Source organism: Metabacillus hrfriensis (assembly GCF_030127205.1).
GTDB lineage: Bacteria > Bacillota > Bacilli > Bacillales > Bacillaceae > Bacillus_P > Bacillus_P dongyingensis.
This window is the reverse complement of the sequence record NZ_CP126116.1, coordinates 493,571-513,061: the sequence shown is the minus strand read 5'-3', so window position 1 is coordinate 513,061 and position 19,491 is coordinate 493,571. Positions and strand designations below refer to the sequence as shown.

Annotated in this window: 23 protein-coding genes and 2 pseudogenes; 4 read left to right on the top strand and 21 right to left on the bottom strand. The window is 40.4% G+C overall.

Annotation, left to right across the window (positions count from 1 at the left end; translation table 11 throughout):
- Positions 1–98: 98 nt before the first annotated feature.
- Positions 99–1,121, bottom strand: a complete 1,023-nt coding sequence (locus QLQ22_RS02705; protein ID WP_284015964.1) for a Bug family tripartite tricarboxylate transporter substrate binding protein — start codon at positions 1,119–1,121, stop codon at positions 99–101.
- A 230-nt stretch (positions 1,122–1,351) separates the two neighbouring features.
- Here QLQ22_RS02705 and QLQ22_RS02700 point away from each other — a divergent pair, with 230 nt between their 5' ends.
- Positions 1,352–3,019, top strand: a complete 1,668-nt coding sequence (locus QLQ22_RS02700) for a glutamine--tRNA ligase/YqeY domain fusion protein (protein WP_284015963.1) — start codon at positions 1,352–1,354, stop codon at positions 3,017–3,019.
- A 503-nt stretch (positions 3,020–3,522) separates the two neighbouring features.
- Here the strand turns inward: QLQ22_RS02700 and nadE are convergent.
- The 20 genes and pseudogenes from nadE to QLQ22_RS02610 form a co-directional block, all read right to left on the bottom strand.
- A complete protein-coding gene (nadE, locus tag QLQ22_RS02695; protein WP_223439448.1) occupies positions 3,523–4,344 on the bottom strand; it encodes an NAD(+) synthase in 822 nt (273 codons plus the stop codon).
- A 12-nt stretch (positions 4,345–4,356) separates the two neighbouring features.
- Positions 4,357–4,971, bottom strand: coding sequence for a nicotinate (nicotinamide) nucleotide adenylyltransferase (gene nadD / locus QLQ22_RS02690; protein WP_223439446.1), 615 nt, complete (start codon positions 4,969–4,971; stop codon positions 4,357–4,359).
- A gap of 27 nt (positions 4,972–4,998) precedes the next feature.
- On the bottom strand, positions 4,999–6,471 hold the full coding sequence (locus QLQ22_RS02685; protein ID WP_252207990.1) for a nicotinate phosphoribosyltransferase: 1,473 nt from the start codon (positions 6,469–6,471) through the stop codon (positions 4,999–5,001).
- Positions 6,472–6,490: 19 nt separating this feature from the next.
- A complete protein-coding gene (locus tag QLQ22_RS02680) occupies positions 6,491–7,039 on the bottom strand; it encodes a cysteine hydrolase family protein (RefSeq protein WP_223439442.1) in 549 nt (182 codons plus the stop codon).
- Between the two features lie 54 nt (positions 7,040–7,093).
- Complete coding sequence (locus tag QLQ22_RS02675; RefSeq protein ID WP_284015961.1) at positions 7,094–7,867, bottom strand: NUDIX hydrolase; 774 nt, start codon at positions 7,865–7,867, stop codon at positions 7,094–7,096.
- Positions 7,868–8,042: 175 nt separating this feature from the next.
- Entirely contained in the window at positions 8,043–8,429 is a 387-nt protein-coding gene (locus QLQ22_RS02670) for an immunity 22 family protein (RefSeq protein WP_284015960.1), read from the bottom strand.
- A gap of 114 nt (positions 8,430–8,543) precedes the next feature.
- Positions 8,544–9,092, bottom strand: coding sequence for an SUKH-4 family immunity protein (locus QLQ22_RS02665; RefSeq protein WP_223439436.1), 549 nt, complete (start codon positions 9,090–9,092; stop codon positions 8,544–8,546).
- Between the two features lie 52 nt (positions 9,093–9,144).
- Positions 9,145–9,699, bottom strand: coding sequence for an SUKH-4 family immunity protein (locus QLQ22_RS02660; RefSeq protein ID WP_223439435.1), 555 nt, complete (start codon positions 9,697–9,699; stop codon positions 9,145–9,147).
- A 187-nt stretch (positions 9,700–9,886) separates the two neighbouring features.
- Entirely contained in the window at positions 9,887–10,141 is a 255-nt protein-coding gene (locus QLQ22_RS02655; protein WP_223439433.1) for a hypothetical protein, read from the bottom strand.
- Positions 10,142–10,333: 192 nt separating this feature from the next.
- A complete protein-coding gene (locus QLQ22_RS02650) occupies positions 10,334–10,819 on the bottom strand; it encodes a hypothetical protein (RefSeq protein ID WP_284015959.1) in 486 nt (161 codons plus the stop codon).
- Positions 10,819–10,986 (bottom strand): hypothetical protein, encoded by a 168-nt coding sequence (locus QLQ22_RS02645; RefSeq protein ID WP_252207987.1) that lies wholly within the window; start codon positions 10,984–10,986, stop codon positions 10,819–10,821. The genes QLQ22_RS02650 and QLQ22_RS02645 overlap by 1 nt, the downstream gene beginning before the upstream one ends.
- Before the next feature lie 71 nt (positions 10,987–11,057).
- A pseudogene (locus QLQ22_RS25240) lies at positions 11,058–11,141 on the bottom strand (pre-toxin TG domain-containing protein); the annotation flags it as partial.
- A 456-nt stretch (positions 11,142–11,597) separates the two neighbouring features.
- Entirely contained in the window at positions 11,598–11,807 is a 210-nt protein-coding gene (locus QLQ22_RS02640) for a hypothetical protein (protein WP_223439430.1), read from the bottom strand.
- A 215-nt stretch (positions 11,808–12,022) separates the two neighbouring features.
- Positions 12,023–12,490, bottom strand: coding sequence for a DUF6985 domain-containing protein (locus QLQ22_RS02635; protein WP_223439428.1), 468 nt, complete (start codon positions 12,488–12,490; stop codon positions 12,023–12,025).
- Positions 12,487–13,182 carry an HNH endonuclease gene (locus QLQ22_RS25010; protein ID WP_338037032.1) on the bottom strand — a complete coding sequence of 232 codons (696 nt, stop codon included), beginning with the start codon at positions 13,180–13,182 and terminating at the stop codon, positions 12,487–12,489. The genes QLQ22_RS02635 and QLQ22_RS25010 overlap by 4 nt, the downstream gene beginning before the upstream one ends.
- 483 nt (positions 13,183–13,665) lie before the next feature.
- Positions 13,666–14,571 (bottom strand): annotated as a pseudogene (locus QLQ22_RS25005) (ribonuclease YeeF family protein); the annotation flags it as partial.
- Between the two features lie 17 nt (positions 14,572–14,588).
- On the bottom strand, positions 14,589–14,849 hold the full coding sequence (locus QLQ22_RS02625) for a YwqI/YxiC family protein (RefSeq protein WP_284015957.1): 261 nt from the start codon (positions 14,847–14,849) through the stop codon (positions 14,589–14,591).
- The gene (locus tag QLQ22_RS02620; protein WP_284015956.1) at positions 14,850–15,278 is read right to left on the bottom strand and encodes a YwqH-like family protein; all 429 of its coding nucleotides are present in this window, start codon (positions 15,276–15,278) and stop codon (positions 14,850–14,852) included. It lies immediately after the preceding gene.
- 317 nt (positions 15,279–15,595) lie between these two features.
- Positions 15,596–15,826: an excisionase family DNA-binding protein gene (locus QLQ22_RS02615; protein WP_252203459.1), complete on the bottom strand. Its 231-nt coding sequence runs from the start codon at positions 15,824–15,826 to the stop codon at positions 15,596–15,598.
- A gap of 73 nt (positions 15,827–15,899) precedes the next feature.
- On the bottom strand, positions 15,900–16,190 hold the full coding sequence (locus QLQ22_RS02610; RefSeq protein ID WP_252207985.1) for a hypothetical protein: 291 nt from the start codon (positions 16,188–16,190) through the stop codon (positions 15,900–15,902).
- Between the two features lie 214 nt (positions 16,191–16,404).
- Between QLQ22_RS02610 and QLQ22_RS02605 the strand changes: the two genes are divergently transcribed.
- From QLQ22_RS02605 to QLQ22_RS02595, 3 genes are all read left to right on the top strand, one after another.
- Positions 16,405–17,367, top strand: a complete 963-nt coding sequence (locus QLQ22_RS02605; RefSeq protein WP_223439416.1) for a D-2-hydroxyacid dehydrogenase — start codon at positions 16,405–16,407, stop codon at positions 17,365–17,367.
- A gap of 88 nt (positions 17,368–17,455) precedes the next feature.
- Positions 17,456–18,970 (top strand): UDP-N-acetylmuramoyl-L-alanyl-D-glutamate--2,6-diaminopimelate ligase, encoded by a 1,515-nt coding sequence (locus QLQ22_RS02600; protein ID WP_223439414.1) that lies wholly within the window; start codon positions 17,456–17,458, stop codon positions 18,968–18,970.
- A gap of 125 nt (positions 18,971–19,095) precedes the next feature.
- Positions 19,096–19,470: a hypothetical protein gene (locus QLQ22_RS02595; RefSeq protein WP_223439412.1), complete on the top strand. Its 375-nt coding sequence runs from the start codon at positions 19,096–19,098 to the stop codon at positions 19,468–19,470.
- Positions 19,471–19,491 lie beyond the last annotated feature (21 nt).

The window sequence follows — 19,491 nt, the reverse complement described above, 5'->3', positions numbered from 1 at the left end:
GAGTTGGGCGGTGGAGCTAGATATAGAAACGGTAAATTTTAAGGTTTCTAAAAAACTTGAAGCAAAGAAGGAGACTGCCTCCTTCTTCAGCTTCACAATTATTTCGACATTCCAACAGCCTTAAGCAGGGTTTGCACTTGTTTTTCCTGCTCTCCTAAAAATGCTTTAAAGTCCTCGCCATTCTTATATTCCATTTCCCATCCCTGTGTTTCGACTTCCTTTATCCATTCTTCAGACTCTACTAAATTTTTAATTGTTTTCTCCCAATATTTATAAGCTTCATCAGACATTTTCTCTGGGCCAAAAACTCCTCGCCAAATGGTGAATTCTGCGTCAATTCCTTGCTCTTTCGCAGTTGGAAGATCCTTAAGTTCGCCTTGAAGCCGTTCGGATGCAGTTGTAGCAAGTACTCTTACCTTGCCTGCCTTTAAGAACTCCTTGACGCTTGATACATCAGTTCCAATTACGTCAGCATTGTTCCCTAGAAGAGCTGTAATCGCCTCTCCTCCCCCATCATAGGAAACATATTTTAACTTTGTCGGATCCACTCCATCTGCATAAGCTGGAAGAATTGAAATCAGGTGATCCATTGAACCTGGAGCTGATCCGCCGGCAAACGTAAGCTTGCCCGGATTTTTTTTCACATCTTCCAATAAAGATTGCAGATCCTTGTATTTTGAATCTTCTTTAACAACAATTGCCCCATAATCCTTCGTCAATTGAGCAAGAGGAGTTGTATTTTTATATCCGTAAGGACTGTTTCCTTCCTTCTTCAGGTTATTGATAATAACAGGCGGCGAATTGACAAATAACCGCTCATTATTTTGCACATCCTGTGTGGCATATTCAGCCATGAATACCGCTCCGCCTCCGCCTGGTTTGTTTTCTACGGTGAGCGGCTGGTCTACAAGCTTGGTTTCACTTAACACCTTCACGAACGACCTCGCTGTTAAATCCCATCCTCCTCCGGCACCTGATGGAGCGACAACCGTTAAAGCCTTTGATGGATAGCCTGTACCTGTACTGCCCGAAGAAGCTTTCTCTCCGCTGCTGCAGGCACCTAAGCTAAAAGCAAGTGCCCCTGCACACATAATCATGGATACCTTTTTTAATCCGAACATATAAATCCTCCTTTGTAAGCGTTTTCTTAATTTTACAGAGGATTCTGAAAAAATATAGTTTATACACGTAAAGAGCATAAAAACCTTTAGCTCCTTTTTGTCCTTTTTGTTCACGGGCGAAATAACAGCTGAATTCATTTGAATAAATGGCGCGGGAAACATATAATTGTAAAATGAATAGATGATTTATGGATATAATGAAGTTTACATAGAAGAAAGGACGATAGATATTGGAAAATAACTCGTCAAACTTTATCAAAAGCATCATAAAAGAGGACTTGGAGAGCGGAAAGCATTCAACGGTCATCACCCGTTTCCCGCCTGAGCCGAATGGCTACCTTCATATCGGCCATGCAAAATCAATCTTAATCAACTTTGAACTTGCCGATGACTTTGGCGGCAGAACCAATTTGCGATTTGATGACACGAACCCTTTAAAAGAGGATCAGGAATACGTAGATTCCATTAAAGAAGATGTGAAATGGCTTGGCTATGAATGGGACGAGCTTCACTTTGCATCAAATTACTTTGAGGAAATGTACAACCGCGCTGTTCTTTTAATCAAAAAAGGCAAAGCGTATGTAGATGACCTCACAGCTGATGAAATCCGCGAATACCGCGGCACATTGACTCAGCCTGGAAAAGAAAGCCCGTACCGCAATCGCTCTGCTGAAGAAAATCTTGAGCTGTTCGATCAAATGCGCAAAGGCGAATTTGAAACAGGCAGCAAGGTTTTGCGTGCTAAAATCGATATGACGTCACCAAACCTGAATCTTCGTGACCCTGTTATTTACCGTGTATCACACGCGACTCACCATAATACAGGAGATACTTGGTGCATTTATCCGATGTATGATTTCGCACACCCGATTGAAGATGCGATTGAAGGCGTGACACATTCCATTTGTACAACTGAATTTGAGGATCATCGTCCTCTTTACAATTGGGTTGTCGAAGAATGTGAAATGGAAAGCAAGCCTAAGCAAATTGAATTTGGCCGCTTAAATATCACGAACACAGTCATGAGTAAACGCAAGCTGAAGCAGCTTGTTGATGAAGGCTTTGTAGACGGCTGGGATGACCCGCGCATGCCAACGGTTTCAGGACTCAGAAGAAAAGGATACACATCTGATGCCATCCGTAATTTTGTACGGGAAACAGGCGTTTCTAAAGGTTACGGCGCTGTTGACGAAGCCATGCTCGAGCACTTCGCAAGAGAAGATCTTAAGCTGAAAGCACCTCGGACAATGGGTGTTCTTAAGCCGCTTAAAGTGGTGATTACGAACTATACTGAAGGCGAGTCTGAAATGCTTGATGCAGAGATTAATCCAGAGGTTCCTGAAATGGGCTCGCGACAAATTCCGTTCGGAAGAGAAATCTATATCGAACAGGACGATTTCATGGAAGATCCTCCGAAAAAGTATTTCCGCCTTTTCCCTGGCAACGAGGTTCGTCTCAAGCATGCCTACTTCATCAAATGTGAAGATGTCATCAAAGATGAAAATGGAAATGTCGTAGAACTGCATTGCACATACGATCCTGAAACTAAGAGCGGATCAGGCTTTACAGGCCGTAAAGTAAAAGGCACCATCCACTGGGTGGATGCGAAAAATGCCGTGCCTGCAGAATTCCGTCTGTATCAGCCGTTAATTCTTGACGCAGACCTGGAAGCGGAAAAAAGCGAAGAGGAAGAAGAAAAAACATTCCTTGATTACGTGAACGATCAATCGCTGGAAGTCGTTCAAGGCTTTGTAGAACCGAACATGAATAATGTGAAGGGTCAGGACAAATTCCAATTCTTCAGACACGGGTATTTCAACGTGGATCCGAAGAATACAACGCCAGAAAAAGCTGTTTACAACCGGATTGTCTCTTTAAAAAGCTCGTTTAAATTATAATAAACATATGAAAGACCTAAATTTCAAAGAAATTTAGGTCTTTTTTTTACGAAATGTTCTTCAGCATTCGATAGGACAAGAGTAAAAAGCTTGTCCTATCGAGATGAATCCCGTCGCCTGAGCGTCTCTTTTTACAATTCCAGTCAAAGTCCAACCCGAACATTGCAGAGATTTGGATGGTTTTAATCTTGATTTTTCGCGGTATAAACGTACTAACAAAGAAAAATGAGGGATGAACTAAATAAATACTAAGCAGAAAGGAGGACGATGAATCATGAGAATCAAAGCAGGCAGCTGGAGAATGCTGAGTTCACAGGAAAAACTGTTTATCTTGAAGGCAGTGAGTCATAGTATGAAAAAATAGCAAAGTGTGCAGCCGCTGCTAAACACTGTAACTCTTTTATCAGCCGGATTCGAGAATCTTACTGCCGATTCTCCATATTTTTCAGCAGAATTTCACAGTCAACGTAAAAAGCAGCCGCACATGCAGCTGCTTTCCTTACTTATTTCCACCAGCCATCAAACTTGCTTGCAGGCAATTGGCGCTTATGCTCAGTCATTAAGTAGCGCTTTTCCACCTTAGAAGCAACTTCCTCTGAAACGGATTTCCCTTCTAAGTAGTCATCAAGCTCATCATAGGTAATGCCGAGCTCCGTCTCATCAGCCTGCTGCGGCTTATCGTCAAGCAGGTCAGCCGTTGGAACCTTCAAGTATAATCTCTCTTCTGCTCCAAGCTCTTTCAGCAAGCTTCTGCCCTGGCGCTTAGTAAGACCGGCTAACGGAAGAAGATCTGCTCCGCCGTCACCATACTTCGTAAAGAATCCAGTGACTGCTTCTGCAGCGTGATCTGTACCGATGACAAGCAATCCAGCCTGGCCTCCGATCGCATATTGAGTAATCATGCGTGTTCTTGCTTTCACATTTCCTTTATTAAAATCACTCAGCTCATCCTGAACGGCATCTGCATATTGCTTTTCAAAGGCATCAACCGTCGACTTAATATCAAACGTAATTAATTGATCAGGCTTGATAAACTTGAGAGCAAGCTGCGCATCATTTTCATCGTGCTGAACGCCGTGCGGAAGGCGGACGGCAATGAACTTCGCATCGCTTTTGCCTTCACTTCTTAACTCTTCAACAGAGAGCTGGGCAAGACGCCCTGCCAAAGTAGAATCCTGCCCTCCGCTTATACCAAGAACAAATCCTTTCGCACCCGTTTTTTTCAGATAGTCTTTCAAAAAATCAATGCGTTCTCTTATTTCTGCCTTCGGATCAATTTCAGGTTTAACATTTAAATCACTCATAATCTTCTCTTGCAAGCTCATCAAAAATTCCTCCTATTGATATAAAGAATGTTTTTTAATGTAATCATAACAAGCATCAGGCAGCAGGTAGCGCGGTTCCCCGCCTTTTGAAAACTCATCCCGGATGTATGTAGAGCTGATCTCCATCGCAAGCCCCTTATCAATCAAGTGAAAAGTTGAACCGTCATCATGATTCCGCAAAATCGGGGAACGGGAAATTGTACGGAGCATATCAATGCCTTCTCTAGCCATGACAATAAATTTATTGCTTGAAATCAGTTCCTGATCATATTTCCACTTGCCGTCTGCAATATCAACAAGCAGATCTGCACCCATAATAAAGTATATTTCATCATTCGGGTATTTCTTTTTAAAGTGCTCCAGCGTGTAATACGTATAGACATTCCAGGCTTCCTGCTTAATTTCATAATCATCAGCCAAAAACTTGTCATTTCCCTGAAGTGCAAGCTCAAGCATATTCCAGCGGTGCAGATCAGATGTTTTCATCACTTTATCTTTCCGTTTGTTTGAACATGGCAGAAAAATAATTTTATCAAGTCTGCATCGATGTGCAACGGTGCTTGCCGTCCATAAATGTACATTTGTAATCGGATCAAACGACGAACCGTAAATCCCTATCTTCCCCACTTGCGCTTCTCTCCCATCGTCCTCTACTTACTTCTTTCCCTGTTCAATCATATTCTTAACCTTAGATTGAACTTCTTCAATATTTCGCATCTTGTTCTCCCAGCAGCGCTCGCTTAAATCGACCGGATACTCCTCAGGATGCATGGTCCGTTTGTACTCATCCCATAGAACATCCATATTCTGAGCGGCATAGTCTTGAATCTCCTGGAGCTCAGGAAGTTTATAAACCAATTTTCCATCTACAAAAATATCACGGTGCAGTTCCTTCGCTTCAAAATTCGTCACGAATTTGCTGACGAATGTATGAATAGGATGGAACATTTTTAAGCGCTCCTCCGCTTGCGGATTTTCATCCTCAAGCGCAATATAATCGCCCTCTGATTTTTTATTGAGGGAATTGATGATCCGGTATACCTTTTTAATCCCCGGCGTTGTCACCTTTTCAGGATTTCCGCTGATTTTAATCGTGTCCTTCATTTCCCCGTTTTCATTTTCAATAGATACTAATTTATAGACAGCACCAAGAGCGGCCTGATCATAAGCGGTAATCAGCTTCGTGCCGATACCCCATGAATCGATTTGTGCACCCTGAGATTTCAGGTTAATAATCGTATTTTCATCCAGATCGTTCGAAGCAATAATCTGCGTCTCTGTAAATCCTGCTTCATCCAGCATTTTTCTTGCTTTCTTCGATAAATAAGCAAGATCTCCGCTATCGAGGCGAATCCCTTTGAAGTTAATTTTATCGCCAAGCTCTTTGGCCACTTTAATCGCAATAGGAACCCCGGATCTTAACGTATCATATGTATCGACGAGGAAAACACAGTCTTTATGACGGCGCGCGTATTTATGGAACGCAGTGTATTCATCACGATAAGCCTGAACCAATGCATGAGCGTGAGTGCCCGCAACAGGAATGCCGAACATTTTACCTGCGCGCACATTAGAAGTCGCATCAAAACCGCCAATGTAAGCAGCTCTGGTGCCCCACACTGCCGCATCCATTTCATGCGCTCTGCGTGTTCCGAATTCCATCGCACTTTGCTCGCCTACAACGTGCTTGATGCGTGAAGCTTTTGTCGCAATCAATGTTTGATAGTTCACAATGTTAAGCAAAGCTGTTTCAATCATCTGCGCCTCTGCAAGCGGCGCTTCAATCCGCAGTATCGGTTCATTGGCAAAAACCAGCTCTCCTTCAACCATTGAACGGACGGTTCCAGTAAAACGAACCTCTTTTAAATACTCCAGATAATCTTCTTTGTATCCCAATTCATCTCTTAAGTACTCAATGTCACTTTCTGTAAATGAAAAACTCTGCAAATACTCGACAATGCGTTCAAGACCGGCAAAAACCCCATATCCATTGCTGAACGGCAGCTTTCTGAAAAAGACTTCAAATACTGCTTTCCGGTTGTGCATGTTATCTTCCCAGTACGTTTCTGCCATGTTAATTTGGTAAAGATCCGTGTGAAGCATTAAACTGTCGTCTGTGTATTTCATCAAAGGAACCTCCATCTGTCTATTCAACCCGTGCATTTAAGCTGTTTTTAAAATGAGATAGCGCCCATGTGTGACCCTCAGGATTGAAGCTTGCCACTGCTTTTTCATGAACAGCCATTTTGAAGCCTTTATTAAAACCGTCAACTGCCGTATGCAGCACACAAATATCCGTACAAACCCCAACCAGATGAATTTCTGTAATGCCCCGTGCGCGGAGCTTCAATTCAAGATCCGTACCCGCAAACGCACTGTATCTTGTTTTATCCATCCATTGTACATGATTTTTCTCTTTATTTTGCTCATAAACGTCTTCTAGCTTCCCAAAAAGTCTGCGGCCATCTGTTCCTTCAATGTTATGAGGCGGGAACAAAGCACTTTCAGGATGAAACTCATCGTTCTCATCATGCCTGTCAATCGCAAAAACCACATAATCCCCTGCATCAATAAAAGCCTCTGTCAGCTTTACAATTTCATCCTCAATTGCCTGCCCCGGTTTTCCGCAAGTAAGAGCCCCGTCATCCGCTACAAAATCCACTGTATAGTCTATGTTAATTAACGCTCTTTTCATAAATGTCCACTCCCCTTTAGTATTTAACACTTAATGAATTGTTAATTATCAAATCTAATAACGTGCCGTATAGATCGGTTTGACAACATCCATCTCAACAAATGTATAAAGCTGCGTCGGTTTTTTGGACGTTCGTGATGTCTTTCCTTCAGCCTCCCTGATAAATGGAAGGGTCTTAATTTTCCTTGAAAAAGACTGGTCACTTGCAATGGCAGGATCATCCGTCACCGTCTTCAGCACTGCCTGCAGCTCCGAGTATGTAAAGTATTCCGGAAGAAAATTCTTTGCCACAGTCGTCTGCAAAAGATCATTCGTAATCATTTTAATGGCATCTTCAATGATTTCTCTGTGATCAAAAGCGAGATCCAGATTCAGAACATCGTTGATTGAAAAAAGGTCTACCTCTGCAGCATCATCCTGAGCTTTTCTCAGGGACAGCGAATGCTCAGGAACAATTGCATAATGCGCATTCGAGATAATCCAGCCGCGCGGATCACGTCCCGGCTTATCATACACACCAAAGTGCTTCATATGAACCCCGGAAACACTCGTTTCCTCTTCTAATTCCCGCTTTGCCGCTTCAAACGCTGATTCATCATCCTGAACAAATCCCCCTGGTACCGCCCACTTGCTTGCCTCAATGTTTGGATTCCCCTCTGCATCTAACGCTGCACGCTGGATCAGCATAAGCTTCAAATCCATCAACGGCGGCTTATACTCCCCGTCGCTTTCAGACACAATCGTAAACACACAAATATCTGACGTGTATCCATCAGGAGTCCGATATTTTTTTATATCGTATTTCTTAAGAGCTTCATCGTTTGACATGAATAACTGGCTCCTTATTTCGTTTTTAATTAACAAGTTGTTAATTGTTAATTTATTTATATCTTATTTTGGGGTGGGTGTCAATGGATTATGCAGCGAATCTTTGATAAGGTATTTATTTTATTTAAGAAAAAAACCTTGAAAGGAATAAGACCTCTCAAGGATTCTAATTTCATTATATGTATTCCACTGAATCTAAAAACTCCAGCTCACTTGTATCAACATTCGTTTTCTTTTTCACACCTTCATACTTAAAATTGTATAAAAGAATAACAAGATTATAATGACAATTCAAGTGTTCTCCACATACCAATGAAAACTTCGGAATAATTATATCATCATAAGAAAAATCTTCTAATAATCCACTAAGTGTATTATCAGCATCATCATAAAACTCCGCTTCACGAGTAGCATCATCATATCTTTCAATATCAAAACTATGGGCAAACTTAGATGGAATAAAATCTCCATCCTCTGTATAAGAAGTTTTCAGCAGATTATCTGGTTCCTTAGAGGAATTAATATTACCTACCCATAAGGATACAAAACCTTCTTTTTGCATAAGTTATTCAACTGCCCCCATTAATTAAGTTATCAAGGAAATGTGTTCAAAAATTCATTCCATATATCATATCCATACTTATTGATACTTTAAGGTTTCTTTTCATAATTTAAACTACTCCTGTAAATTTTCAATTTCCGTTCTCCAAAATGAATTAGAATCTATGGATTTCTTGTCAATTCTTTTTAAGTCTTCTTTTAACCTTGTAATCAATTCCTCAGGTATATCATTTTCAAGAAAAGCATCTTCTCCATTTACTTCTATTGCTTTATCAATCATGTTATTGAAAAGTAAAATTGATTCAGCAAATTGATTAATTGAAGAGTTTATAAATATTTCATTATAATTATCACCATTATTTAAATAAACGATATTATCATTTACCTTTAAGCAAACTGGATCACCAGAGCCAGTAGTACCTAAATACCAATAATCTTTAAATTTTGAAGGCATATTAAATTTTTCTATAAGACTGTGCAAAATTCCATTTGATGAAGTAAATTCAAGATAGGGTGGGGGTGTTTCAGGTAAACCAGCATTCACCAAGAAATCTCTTGTTTGTGGAGAAATCGAATTAATAATTAAATCATTTTCATTAAAAACTATTAATTTTCCTTCTTTTGCAGTGTTCCAATTCTTCAAGAAATTTTCAGGTGATATCAATTTATCCAACTCCTTAATTATCTTTTATAAATGTTTCTTATTTTTCAGAAGTCTAATTTGCATAACTTTCAATCTCTGTCTTCCAAAAACTGCTTTCATTTAAAGAGTTTTTATCTATTCTTTTTAGTTCTTTTTCTAACCACAAAATTGATTCACTAGGTGCGTTTTTTTCTAAAAAAGCCTTTCTTCCGTTGACTGATTTTATTTTACTTATAAATTCAACATATGTTAAAAGAGATTCTGCAAATTGATTGATATTTGAATTTATAAAAATCTCCATAAAATCATTCTGATAATCAAAACAAATAACATTTCCATTATTTTTAGAAATACATATGGGGTCATTTTCTCCAGTAAATCCAATATAAATATATTCACTAACCTTGTCTCTGCTTATTTCATATTTATTACTCAATGGACTTCCTCCACCTTGGTCTGAACCTTCAAAAGTTAAGAAAGGTGCAGCAGACTCTGGTAATCCAGCAATTAACAAAAATTCTTTAGCAGAAGAAGTAATTCCAATTTCATTTAGGCCCTCTTCTTTAAAACTAACTAGTCCATATATATCTTTGTTCCAACGTTCTAAAAATTCTTGGGGTGAAATCATTTATAAACCTCCTCCATTATCACTTTTTGATCTTTGTTGTTATTAGAAATGGTACAACCTTCATGAGTTATGAATTCAATTATGAATATTCTTTAAAATTTCATGTGCTAAAAAAACTTTGTAAGCAAAAAATGTGGATATAAAATAAATTTCACGTTTTTAAAATTAATAACTATTCATCCCATTCTTAATAAGTTACTGCACTCATAAATAGAATATTATTATTCGCTGATTTGACCTCATCTTCAACCTCATTGTACTCAAAATCATAAAGCCTTATCACACTATTAAAGTTTTCCTTTATAGATTCACCATAATGTTCTATTAATTGAGGTAATATTTTGTCTTCATAAGATGTGCCTTTTAGAAGTACCTTTAAAGATAAAAGGAAAAAGCCTTGAAAGGCACTTATCCATTCAAGGTAGTTAAAGTCTTTTAACATTAATATCTTCGAATTTTGAACGATTCTTATCTTTTCAACTTCATAGGGGTTAATTATTAATTAATATCATTTGTATATCTATTGAGAATCCTAAGATCCTTATCAACAAAAAATGACTTCAAAGTATGTTCCCAATGAAATTTTTTTTATATCATTTTTCTTTGTTAACCTTGCAATGCAAAATACTTACTCTCAAGGTAAATATGCAACTATTTTCCCATCTGGATATTCACCTTGCCAGCCACAAGGTAATTCTCCTGCTTTGTGAATTTCAAATAACTTTTCAAAAAAATTAGTTTCATCTTTTCCATTCACTGCACGGCTAATTGCGCAATTGTTTAAATCAGTTACTATTTCCTCATAAAACTCATCATATTTATTTAGTGAGTTTCTAACATTTTCAGAAATAAGTTCTAATAATTCTTCTAAGTTAACAGGTCTTACATCTTCAGAGAGGGTATAGTATACATCCCAAACTTGACTCATTTCCAACTCTCTAATATCTTTCCAAGAGTATTCTTCCTCTCCATACACTTCATCAAAAGCGAGATGCATAGCTTCATCAATGTCACTGATTGCACTAATTCTTATTGAAGCATTTAAATTTGAAGATACACTAAATTTTTTCGAAAACTCTACAACCTCATCGACTAAAAATCGGTATTCGTTCTGATACATTATTTGTTATACCACCTTTCCCAAAGATCTACTGTTGACTCAGGTAATGCAATGTTTCCAAATTTCAGCTGAATATGTTGTTTCATTTTAATAATTTCTGTATCTGATACTGGATTTCTAAATGAACTTCCATATTTCTCTACAATTTTTTCTATTTCTTTTAACACGTCTTTCCCCTAGGACATGTCTACTCTTCCCTTCTGGGTACCGTATTTGGAGCTGCAACCGGCCCAGCCTACTACCGGGACCATGCCGGCGTGGCCATAGCTCCTGCTGCGATGCGCTGGGCATCTGAAAGTTTTTCGCCGGTGACGGGATCGACGCCTTCTGTGGCGCGTTTGTAGACATAGTAGCCTGATACTTCACCCGTGAATGTTTTGGTTGTGTCCTAGAGTTTTTCGAAACACGGGCGGTCTTCGAGTTCCTGGGCGATTTTCATCTACTTTCTGGCTTCTGCCTGTTCTGCTTTAAAGGCCAGGTATTCTTTCGAGCTGTTCACGATGTATTTTTTCATTTTGAAGATGTCGCTGTCTTTGTAGGCTTTTGCGTCAAAATGAATCGGTATGATGCTGTTTCCCTGTCTGGAGGATTCGAGCAGGTGACTGAATTGGCCATATACCTAACTGTTTCTCGATATTATGGATCCCTCCACTACCTGGATGCAACGGTTGTGGAATGGCGATTGCTTGTCCACCACCACCAATTTATCCAATCCATAAGCAGCTCCGCCAACTCCCAAAAACCCAAGGGCATGCATCAGACTCTGTTGTCTCTGTTTTTAAGAAAGCTGGTTGCTGAACATGTCTTTTCCTAACACAGCTTCTCCCAGACCGTTAGCGGAGACGAGTCCGTAGATGCCCATCTCTGTTTTTTGCAGAGTACTAAACGATTTAGAAGTTTTAGTGGCATCCAGTCCGGAATCTGCGGTTTTGTAGTTGTCGGTACCGCCTTTAAATGCTCGGCCTGCCCACCCCACTATAGGGACCATGTCAGCAGTGGCCATGGCTCCGGCTGGGATGTGCTGGGCATCTGAGAATTTTGTTTGTAGTCGTAGTATCCTGCTACTTCGCGTGTAATCTTCCCGTTTGCATATAAAAAACAGCAGAGATTTCTAGAATCCATCTCTGCTGTTTTTTTCATTAACTTTCAAAATAAAACAGTCATTTATACTCTTTTATGTGTATTCCTAGCAAATAGCAATAATTAAATTGCAACATCCTGGTAACCTACTTCAGTTACTTTTTCATTTAATAGACGAAGTCCTAGTCCGTTTTCTGTATCCCATATACAATTAAATGTAATTCCCATATCTCGACCTTCATAAATACCCGCATATGGAACAACTATTCCATCTAAACTTATCATTTCTAGTATTTGATCTGTTGTTTCAACTAGTGGATAATTTTCGTTTACTTCAATATCATAACCTAGTTCAATTCGCTTTTGATTGTAATAGTCTAAAATGGATTGCAATATACTTATTTGCAACTCTTCCCACTTTTGCATTAATGATTGATATGCTGTATATTGAGCTTCCTCAAAATTGCCATCTTCTTCACCATCTATCATCAAAGCTATATCCGTTTCTTTTCCAAAAAATTTAATTGTGGTATCCTTAGTCCAACCATATTCATACTCGAGTTCACCGAAAATTGGATCGTTTATTGTCATTTCAGTATCTCCTCTTTTTGTTTATTAGCAAATCCTCCAGGTTCAAATGCTCCTGCGTTTACCTCACCTACACCACCCAGGTGGCCGAATTCACTGTTTATTTTTGTTGGCACAAGTTGCATTGTTTTAACATCATTCAATTCATGCCAAGTTAATTTATTTTTTTCTCGATATAACTTTATATCTCTTGCACTAATTTCACCAGACTCCATACCAAATTGGCTTGCTAATTCAGGTGAATCATTAAGTTGATCAGCTAATTTTTGGTCTGATTGAATAAAATTAGCTCGTCTAGCTTTCGCACCAAATCCCCCTTTGCCACCAAGCATATATTCAATCTCTACTTGTGCTTTTGCTACTGGTGAAAAATCAGGAATAGCATGTTGATATTGGATACCATTAATCCCAACTTCATCTAAGATTTGTGCTAATAGACGATCTGGCGGCGGCTTGAGTATGCATTCAGATTCACCCCTTGTTCCTTCAAAACAAACCTTTAAATTATTAGGCGCAGGGGTTTGGCTTAGTCTTGATTCGTATGAACTGGCAAATTCAGTTTGCTTAAAGGCAGGCGGGATATCACTTCTATTACTACCCAAAACACCTTTGCCAGTTCCCTTATAAACAACATCACTCTTCGCCAATGATATTATATCACCTAAAGCCTTATACTCCACGTTAAAACCACTCATACTCAACCCAGTATTAGTCGCCAAAGATTCACTTTTAACCCTAATCGGAACAGGAATATTACCTACCCTTCTTCCAATATCGGTTAAAATAGCATTCGCATGTTCAATCTTCTGATTAACAAACCGATTACTATATGGCAACAATCCGCCACTCTTCGCAGCCAATTTATCCAATCCATAAGCCGCTCCGCCAACTCCCAAAATCCCAAGGGCCTGCATCAGACTCTGCTGCCTTTGCTGATCTGTCAGCTGATTACCAAACATATCTTTGCCTGTCACAGCCTCACCCAGCCCATTAGCCGACACCAGCCCATAAATCCCCATCTCCGTCTTCTGCAGAGCACTAAACGATTTAGAAGTTTTATAAGCATCAAGCGCATGATCCGCTGCATTATACGCTTTAACCGTTTTGTAAATCGCACTTCCTCCCTTGACAGCGCGGCCTGCCCAGCCGACAACAGGGATGAAGCCTGCTGCTGCCATGGCTCCAGCTGCGATGCGCTGGGCATCTGTGAGCTTTTCTCCTGTAACGGGGTCGACGCCTTCTGTGGCTCGTTTGTAGTCGTAGTAGCCGGATACTTCGCCGGTGAAGGTTTTTGTGGTGTCCCATGCTTTTTCGTACCATGGGCGGTTTTCGAGCTCCTCGGCAATTTTTGCTTGTTTTCTTGCTTCTGCTAGATCGTTCTTGAAGGCGAGATATTCTTTGGAGCTGTTTTCGATGTCCTTTTTCATTTTGTAGATTTCGCTGTTTTGATAGGCTTTTGCATCGAAGTTGATCGGTGTGATGGTGCTGCCCTGTCTTGATGATTCTAGCAGCTGTCCGAACAGGCCGACCAGGTAGCTTTGATCGTTTTCTGAGATGGCGTATTCTTCTGTCAGCGCCTGATCGAGCTGATTAACCGCGTCTATCGTTTGGGTGCGTTCTTTTTCGGCTTTTGCCATGTGATCTTCGAATGTGTCCGTTGAAAAAACATGCAGCGGGACAAGATCATCAATACTGCGGAAGATGGACTGCATGGCATCCTGCTGGCCTTGGACCATTTCTTTCGCACGATTTTGAGCACGCGGCACATTTTCTTCTAAAAAGGACATTTGGACAAAGGTATCGCCTGAGAGCTTCATATCTTCCGTGTTGCCGGGAATTCCCCTGAAAAAAGCAATGTTTTTATCGATCAGCCTCATCCAGGCTTCCACTACATCGACTTGGGCAGAATAAAAGCCTTTTATCGCTTCTGCGCCTTTTCCCTGGAATTCATCACCAGAATTTACGATATCTAAAAACTGTTTTTTCAGCTGATTCAGCTGTTCCTTCAGCTCTTCGTACTGCTTGGCTCTCTTTTCCATAGCGGACACTAACGTTTTTGCTTCATAAACTTTAATCTCTGCCACCTCCCTTTTGTCCTTTTTTATCTGTGGACAATCGCTTCATCTTGTTCTTTCAATGAATCCACATTTGCACGCGTATCTTCCACATTTTTCTGAACAATTGTTACGTATTGCGAGACAAATTGATGAATCATTTCCTCCCGCTCCTGCCATTTTTGTGTAAAATCAAGCTTGTTTTGGCCGACATCGTCTGTTCCTTCCAAAACCAATGCATCCAATGCCCGTTTGATTTCATCCAGCTGCTTCATCATTTCGGCATGATTCAGTTTAATTTGGGTCATTTAAAACAACCGCCTTTTTAAATCATCTAGTCTGTTTCCAAGTTCTTCAAATGCATCTTCGCCCACCGCCAGCAGTTTATCTGCTTCATGTGCAAGTCCGCTTACTGCATTTAAGACCGTTCTGTCGAATTCAAGGGCGTTAATTTTCCCCTGAATGCGCTGCTTATAAGCATCGTAATCTTCATCTGCAATATTCCGCATCACTTTATAAGCCTCATTGCGATCTTCGTGAAAGTCATCCGCTCTTGACCCTTTCCATAAATGATCAAGCTCAGGGTCAAGGATTTTGCGCATCTCGTTCATGCATTCGGTCTGTTCGTGTTCAATCTGCTGCTTTGCTCGCTGAAGTCTATTAATCTGGTCGTTCAGTTCAGATGATTGATAGGATATCGCACCATGAATTTGATTCAGCATTTCCGAAAAACTCATTTTGATCACCTCTGATCGAATTAATTTCCATATTTTATAGTATAAGGTAGATAGTAGTACCGTTGAATAGGACCATTGGCTTTAATTTGGCAGCCGTCATGTTTTTCTTAGAACAAAAGCGGAGGCGCCTTGGTTAGATCCGACAGGCAGATAAGAATCCGACAGAAAAGTCCGGGTTTGACTTTTTTGGCGGATTCGTTCTGACCGAGGATCTAGGCGCCGGAGCTGGACGCAGATACCTTTATTTAATAATCAACAACCTTTTGACTTTTTTTATCCTGGTTAACGACAAAAAAGAAGTGCAGCGTGTGCACTTCTTAATCTTCATCCTTGATGTCTATGTCTTCGGGAATTGGCTTGCTGAGCCACTCTTCCAGCTGTTCTTTGTATTTTTCCATCTGTTCCAAGTGTGTCGTAAACTGTTCTTTGTTGATCAAATACTGCTCTCCGTCATGAACCGCTCTGATTTGTTTCTGCAAGATCAGATTTTCAATATACGCTTCAGGCATGGATAAATGCTCGGCTGTTTCTTTAATCGTAAGATACATGTTTTATTCTCGCTTTCCTGCATAATTAATACACATAATTATAGTTGGATTGCGAAACAAAGGAAAGGCGTATTCATTTGGCACGGCAAATTCGGTTCAGCGCTCCGCTCTCGTGATCCACAGAAAAATGAAAATCGGGCCAAGACTCTGATTGATTATTCTCCGTACCGCAAACAACAGCTGCATCAGCATTGAGATGGGATGACAAGTAGAGAAAGGAATAGCCATTTGGGCATGTTACATGAAAGAGCTGATTGCCTTCTACGTCATAGCCAATCAGAAACTGCGGGTTATTCTCATGATCTCCTGCTAATGCCAAAACCCTGCTGACACTTGGATAAAAACGCTCTTGAAGTATTTTCATATTGTTGAAAATCACCTCATCATCTATAGTTCGCTGCAAAACTAGGAAATTTTCCCTCCTAACTCTATACCCATATTTCAAGCGAAAAAACAATTTTTTTTGAAAATTACATAGAAAGAAATATAAATTAGTCAATATAAAACTTCCCATGCATAGATAAATCGAATTTTCTGATAATATTACCTTTATACAGACATAACTAGGAGGTTCAGACATGACTAAAAGAAAACTCATCATCACACAAGACCTGGAACAAAAACACTTAAGTGAAATTACTGCCAGCATCCCTGATTGGGAAATCATTGCAGGAAGAGACAAATCCGTTTGGCAGGCTCATCTTAAGGACGCTGAAGTGATTGCAGGCTGGAAAAAAGGGATGGAAGAAGAGTGCCTTGCAGCAGACTCAAAGCTTAAATGGGTGCAGTCCTGGAGTGCCGGTGTCAATAGTATGCCGCTTCAAGCTCTTAAAGAGAAAGAGGTTCTCTTAACCAGCGCAAACGGCGTGCACGCTTTTCCTATTTCAGAGACGATTTTTGCTCTCATGCTCGGGCTGACGAGAAAAATACATACCTATGTTAAAAACCAGGCCGAACGGAAATGGCATCATGCCGATATGAAGCTTGAGATTCACGAAAAAACGATTGGAATGATTGGGGTCGGAGCGATCGGTCAGGAAACAGCAAAGATCGCTAAAGCGTTTGGCATGAATGTGATTGGTGTGCGCCATTCGGGCAAGCCTGCAGAGTTTGTTGATGAAATGTATACAAGTGAGGAGCTGGATCATGTCCTTCCTGAATGTGATTATGTCGTAGTGACACTGCCGCTTACAAAAGATACTCACCAGCTTTTCAAATATGAGCAGTTTAAAAAAATGAAATCCTCCGCCTTCTTTATTAATATCGGCAGGGGCGAAACAGTGTCGGAAGAAGATCTCATAAAAGCGCTACAGGAAAAAGAAATTGCTGGAGCAGGTCTTGATGTGTTTGAAAATGAACCACTCGGGGAAAAGAGTCTCTTGTGGGAGTTTGAAAATGTGATCATCACCCCTCATACATCCGGTTCAACTGAATTCTATAACAAGCGCCTTGCAGAAAACATTTTGATTCCTAATCTGAAGCAGTATCTAAAGGGAGACACTCCTTCTATTAACTTAGTCGATTATAAAAAAGGCTACTGATTGTTATAAATTTTTAGTATAGGAAGGGCGCTTGTATTGGAAAATATAAAGACTAATACAAATTCAGAATCATAAATGAGGAACACGAATGATTATCCAATTTGATCAACTAGAAAACCTTACTCTGCAGCATATTTTCGGACAAGCCTCTCAAAACATAACAAGCCTTGCTTTTCATTCAAAACAGGTCAAGCCCGGTTCCCTTTTTTTCAGCATGAAAGGCGAAGAGCATGACGGTCACCAGTATATTGATGAGGCCATTGCGCACGGAGCCGCTGCCGTTATCGGAACGAGTTCTGAAAAGCTTGAGCAGCTTAGCCGCGAATACCCTGATCATACTTTCATACTTGCTGAAGACGTCAGAGAAACAATGGCTCTTTTAGCAAAGATGTTCCATGATCATGCCGATGAAAAATTGAAAACCATCGGAGTGACCGGCACTAATGGAAAGACGACTGTTGCCGCCTATGTGCGCTCTCTTCTGACTTTATTAGATCTTCCAGCAGGTTCAATCGGCACAACGGGAATATGGGCTTCAACTCACAAGCTTACATATAAAAAGAGCACGCCGACAACACCTGAATCCACTGATCTGCATCAAATCTTTCATGATTTGGCGGAGCTTGGGGACAAAGCAGCCGTTATGGAAGTTTCCTCAATCTCAACAGACCAAAAACGGGTGCACGGCATTGAATTTGATGCAGCGATTCTGACGAATTTCTCTGAAGAACACCTTGAATATCATAAAACGATTGAACACTATAAAAAATGCAAACTGGCTCTATTTAATCAGACTAAAACGGCTGTCATTAATCTCGATGACATCGAAATGGGCCTTGAGCTTGACCGGACATACAGCGGCAAAAAAATCACCTATAGCTTATCTCCTCTGACCGGAGCTGATCTATGCGCTGACAATATTCAATTCTCAGATATCGGAACTACGTTTGATCTTTCTTATAACGGGAAGATTCATCAGGCGACTGCTCCTATTTTCGGAACCTATAATATTGCCAACGCACTTGCTGCCATAGGTACTGCCCTGCTTTTCGACTACAAAATAAAAGATATTCTGCGCGTCTTGCCGATGCTTGAAAGTCCTGAAGGCCGCTTCCAGGTTATAACCGGCCCAGACAATAAAAAAATCATCCTGGATTATGCACACACCCCCGTGGCACTCACCCGCCTGGTGGAGGAAGTCAAAAAGATGGATTACAACCGTCTGATTGTCATGATTGCAGGTATAGGCATTCGTGACTTTAATAAGATGCCTAAGATGGCAGCAGCAATTGAAGGCCAAGCAGACGAAGTGATTGTAACAGTTGACCACCCCGGACATCATGATCCGCAAATCATCATTGATCAAGTGATGAAAGGATTTTCGGAACCGAAAGCGCCGAACATCAGAGCTGCCCTCACCAGAAAAGAAGGAGTCATCGCTTCTCTTTCAGCAGGTGAACCTGATGACATCATCCTCCTTACAAGCGGCTGCATAAATGGAGCGCAAATTGTAAAAGGAATAGAAGTTCCTCATTCAGACGAGGAAATCATCGAATCCCATTATCAATCCTTTTATCACGGCTGCCATGAGCTTGAGGCTTAAAAGCTCATGGCTTTTTTGCTCCCTTCAGAATTATTTTAGGCTGTCTATGGGCATCTGCCCTGTCACTCCAGGCCTCTATACATAGGCTATTTAAGTATCATTACACAAAAAGGAGTGCAGTCCATATGAATCCATATCAGTTTTATCAAGGCTATGTCCCTCAGCAAACCGATTATTATATGAATTATCAATACAACCCTTATCAGCCGCAGCAAGTACAAGATCAATTTGATCCAGATCGCCAGCCGCCTCAATTTCAGTCCCTTGAAAGAAGAATTAATGCTCTAGAAAGACAAAACGAGCAGCAATCAAGAGAACTGAACCGTCAAAACCAGGAACTCAGAAATCTCAGAAGAGAGCTTAACCAAACAAATCAGGAAGTGAATCGACTTAACCAAGTGGTTGAGCGCCATACAAGACGATTAAACCGTTTAAACCAGCGCCTTCGTGCAGTCGAAAACAGACTCAATATTCCGTTTACAGCTGAAGACGGTTTTTAATGGAAAGCAGCCTTTTGCTGC

Coding starts and splice junctions, on each gene's coding strand:
- QLQ22_RS02680 (WP_223439442.1), bottom strand. CDS start 7,039: ATGAAAAGAGCGTTAATTAACATAGACTATACAGTGGATTTTGTAGCG.
- nadE (WP_223439448.1), bottom strand. CDS start 4,344: ATGAGCTTGCAAGAGAAGATTATGAGTGATTTAAATGTTAAACCTGAA.
- QLQ22_RS02670 (WP_284015960.1), bottom strand. CDS start 8,429: ATGCAAAAAGAAGGTTTTGTATCCTTATGGGTAGGTAATATTAATTCC.
- QLQ22_RS02595 (WP_223439412.1), top strand. CDS start 19,096: ATGAATCCATATCAGTTTTATCAAGGCTATGTCCCTCAGCAAACCGAT.
- QLQ22_RS02660 (WP_223439435.1), bottom strand. CDS start 9,699: ATGATTTCACCCCAAGAATTTTTAGAACGTTGGAACAAAGATATATAT.
- QLQ22_RS02615 (WP_252203459.1), bottom strand. CDS start 15,826: ATGTATCTTACGATTAAAGAAACAGCCGAGCATTTATCCATGCCTGAA.
- QLQ22_RS02625 (WP_284015957.1), bottom strand. CDS start 14,849: ATGACCCAAATTAAACTGAATCATGCCGAAATGATGAAGCAGCTGGAT.
- QLQ22_RS02675 (WP_284015961.1), bottom strand. CDS start 7,867: ATGTCAAACGATGAAGCTCTTAAGAAATACGATATAAAAAAATATCGG.
- QLQ22_RS02620 (WP_284015956.1), bottom strand. CDS start 15,278: ATGAGTTTTTCGGAAATGCTGAATCAAATTCATGGTGCGATATCCTAT.
- QLQ22_RS02635 (WP_223439428.1), bottom strand. CDS start 12,490: ATGACAATAAACGATCCAATTTTCGGTGAACTCGAGTATGAATATGGT.
- QLQ22_RS25010 (WP_338037032.1), bottom strand. CDS start 13,182: ATGAGTGGTTTTAACGTGGAGTATAAGGCTTTAGGTGATATAATATCA.
- QLQ22_RS02655 (WP_223439433.1), bottom strand. CDS start 10,141: ATGTTAAAAGACTTTAACTACCTTGAATGGATAAGTGCCTTTCAAGGC.
- QLQ22_RS02640 (WP_223439430.1), bottom strand. CDS start 11,807: ATGGTCCCTATAGTGGGGTGGGCAGGCCGAGCATTTAAAGGCGGTACC.
- QLQ22_RS02705 (WP_284015964.1), bottom strand. CDS start 1,121: ATGTTCGGATTAAAAAAGGTATCCATGATTATGTGTGCAGGGGCACTT.
- QLQ22_RS02610 (WP_252207985.1), bottom strand. CDS start 16,190: ATGAAAATACTTCAAGAGCGTTTTTATCCAAGTGTCAGCAGGGTTTTG.
- QLQ22_RS02685 (WP_252207990.1), bottom strand. CDS start 6,471: ATGAAATACACAGACGACAGTTTAATGCTTCACACGGATCTTTACCAA.
- QLQ22_RS02600 (WP_223439414.1), top strand. CDS start 17,456: ATGATTATCCAATTTGATCAACTAGAAAACCTTACTCTGCAGCATATT.
- QLQ22_RS02605 (WP_223439416.1), top strand. CDS start 16,405: ATGACTAAAAGAAAACTCATCATCACACAAGACCTGGAACAAAAACAC.
- QLQ22_RS02650 (WP_284015959.1), bottom strand. CDS start 10,819: ATGTATCAGAACGAATACCGATTTTTAGTCGATGAGGTTGTAGAGTTT.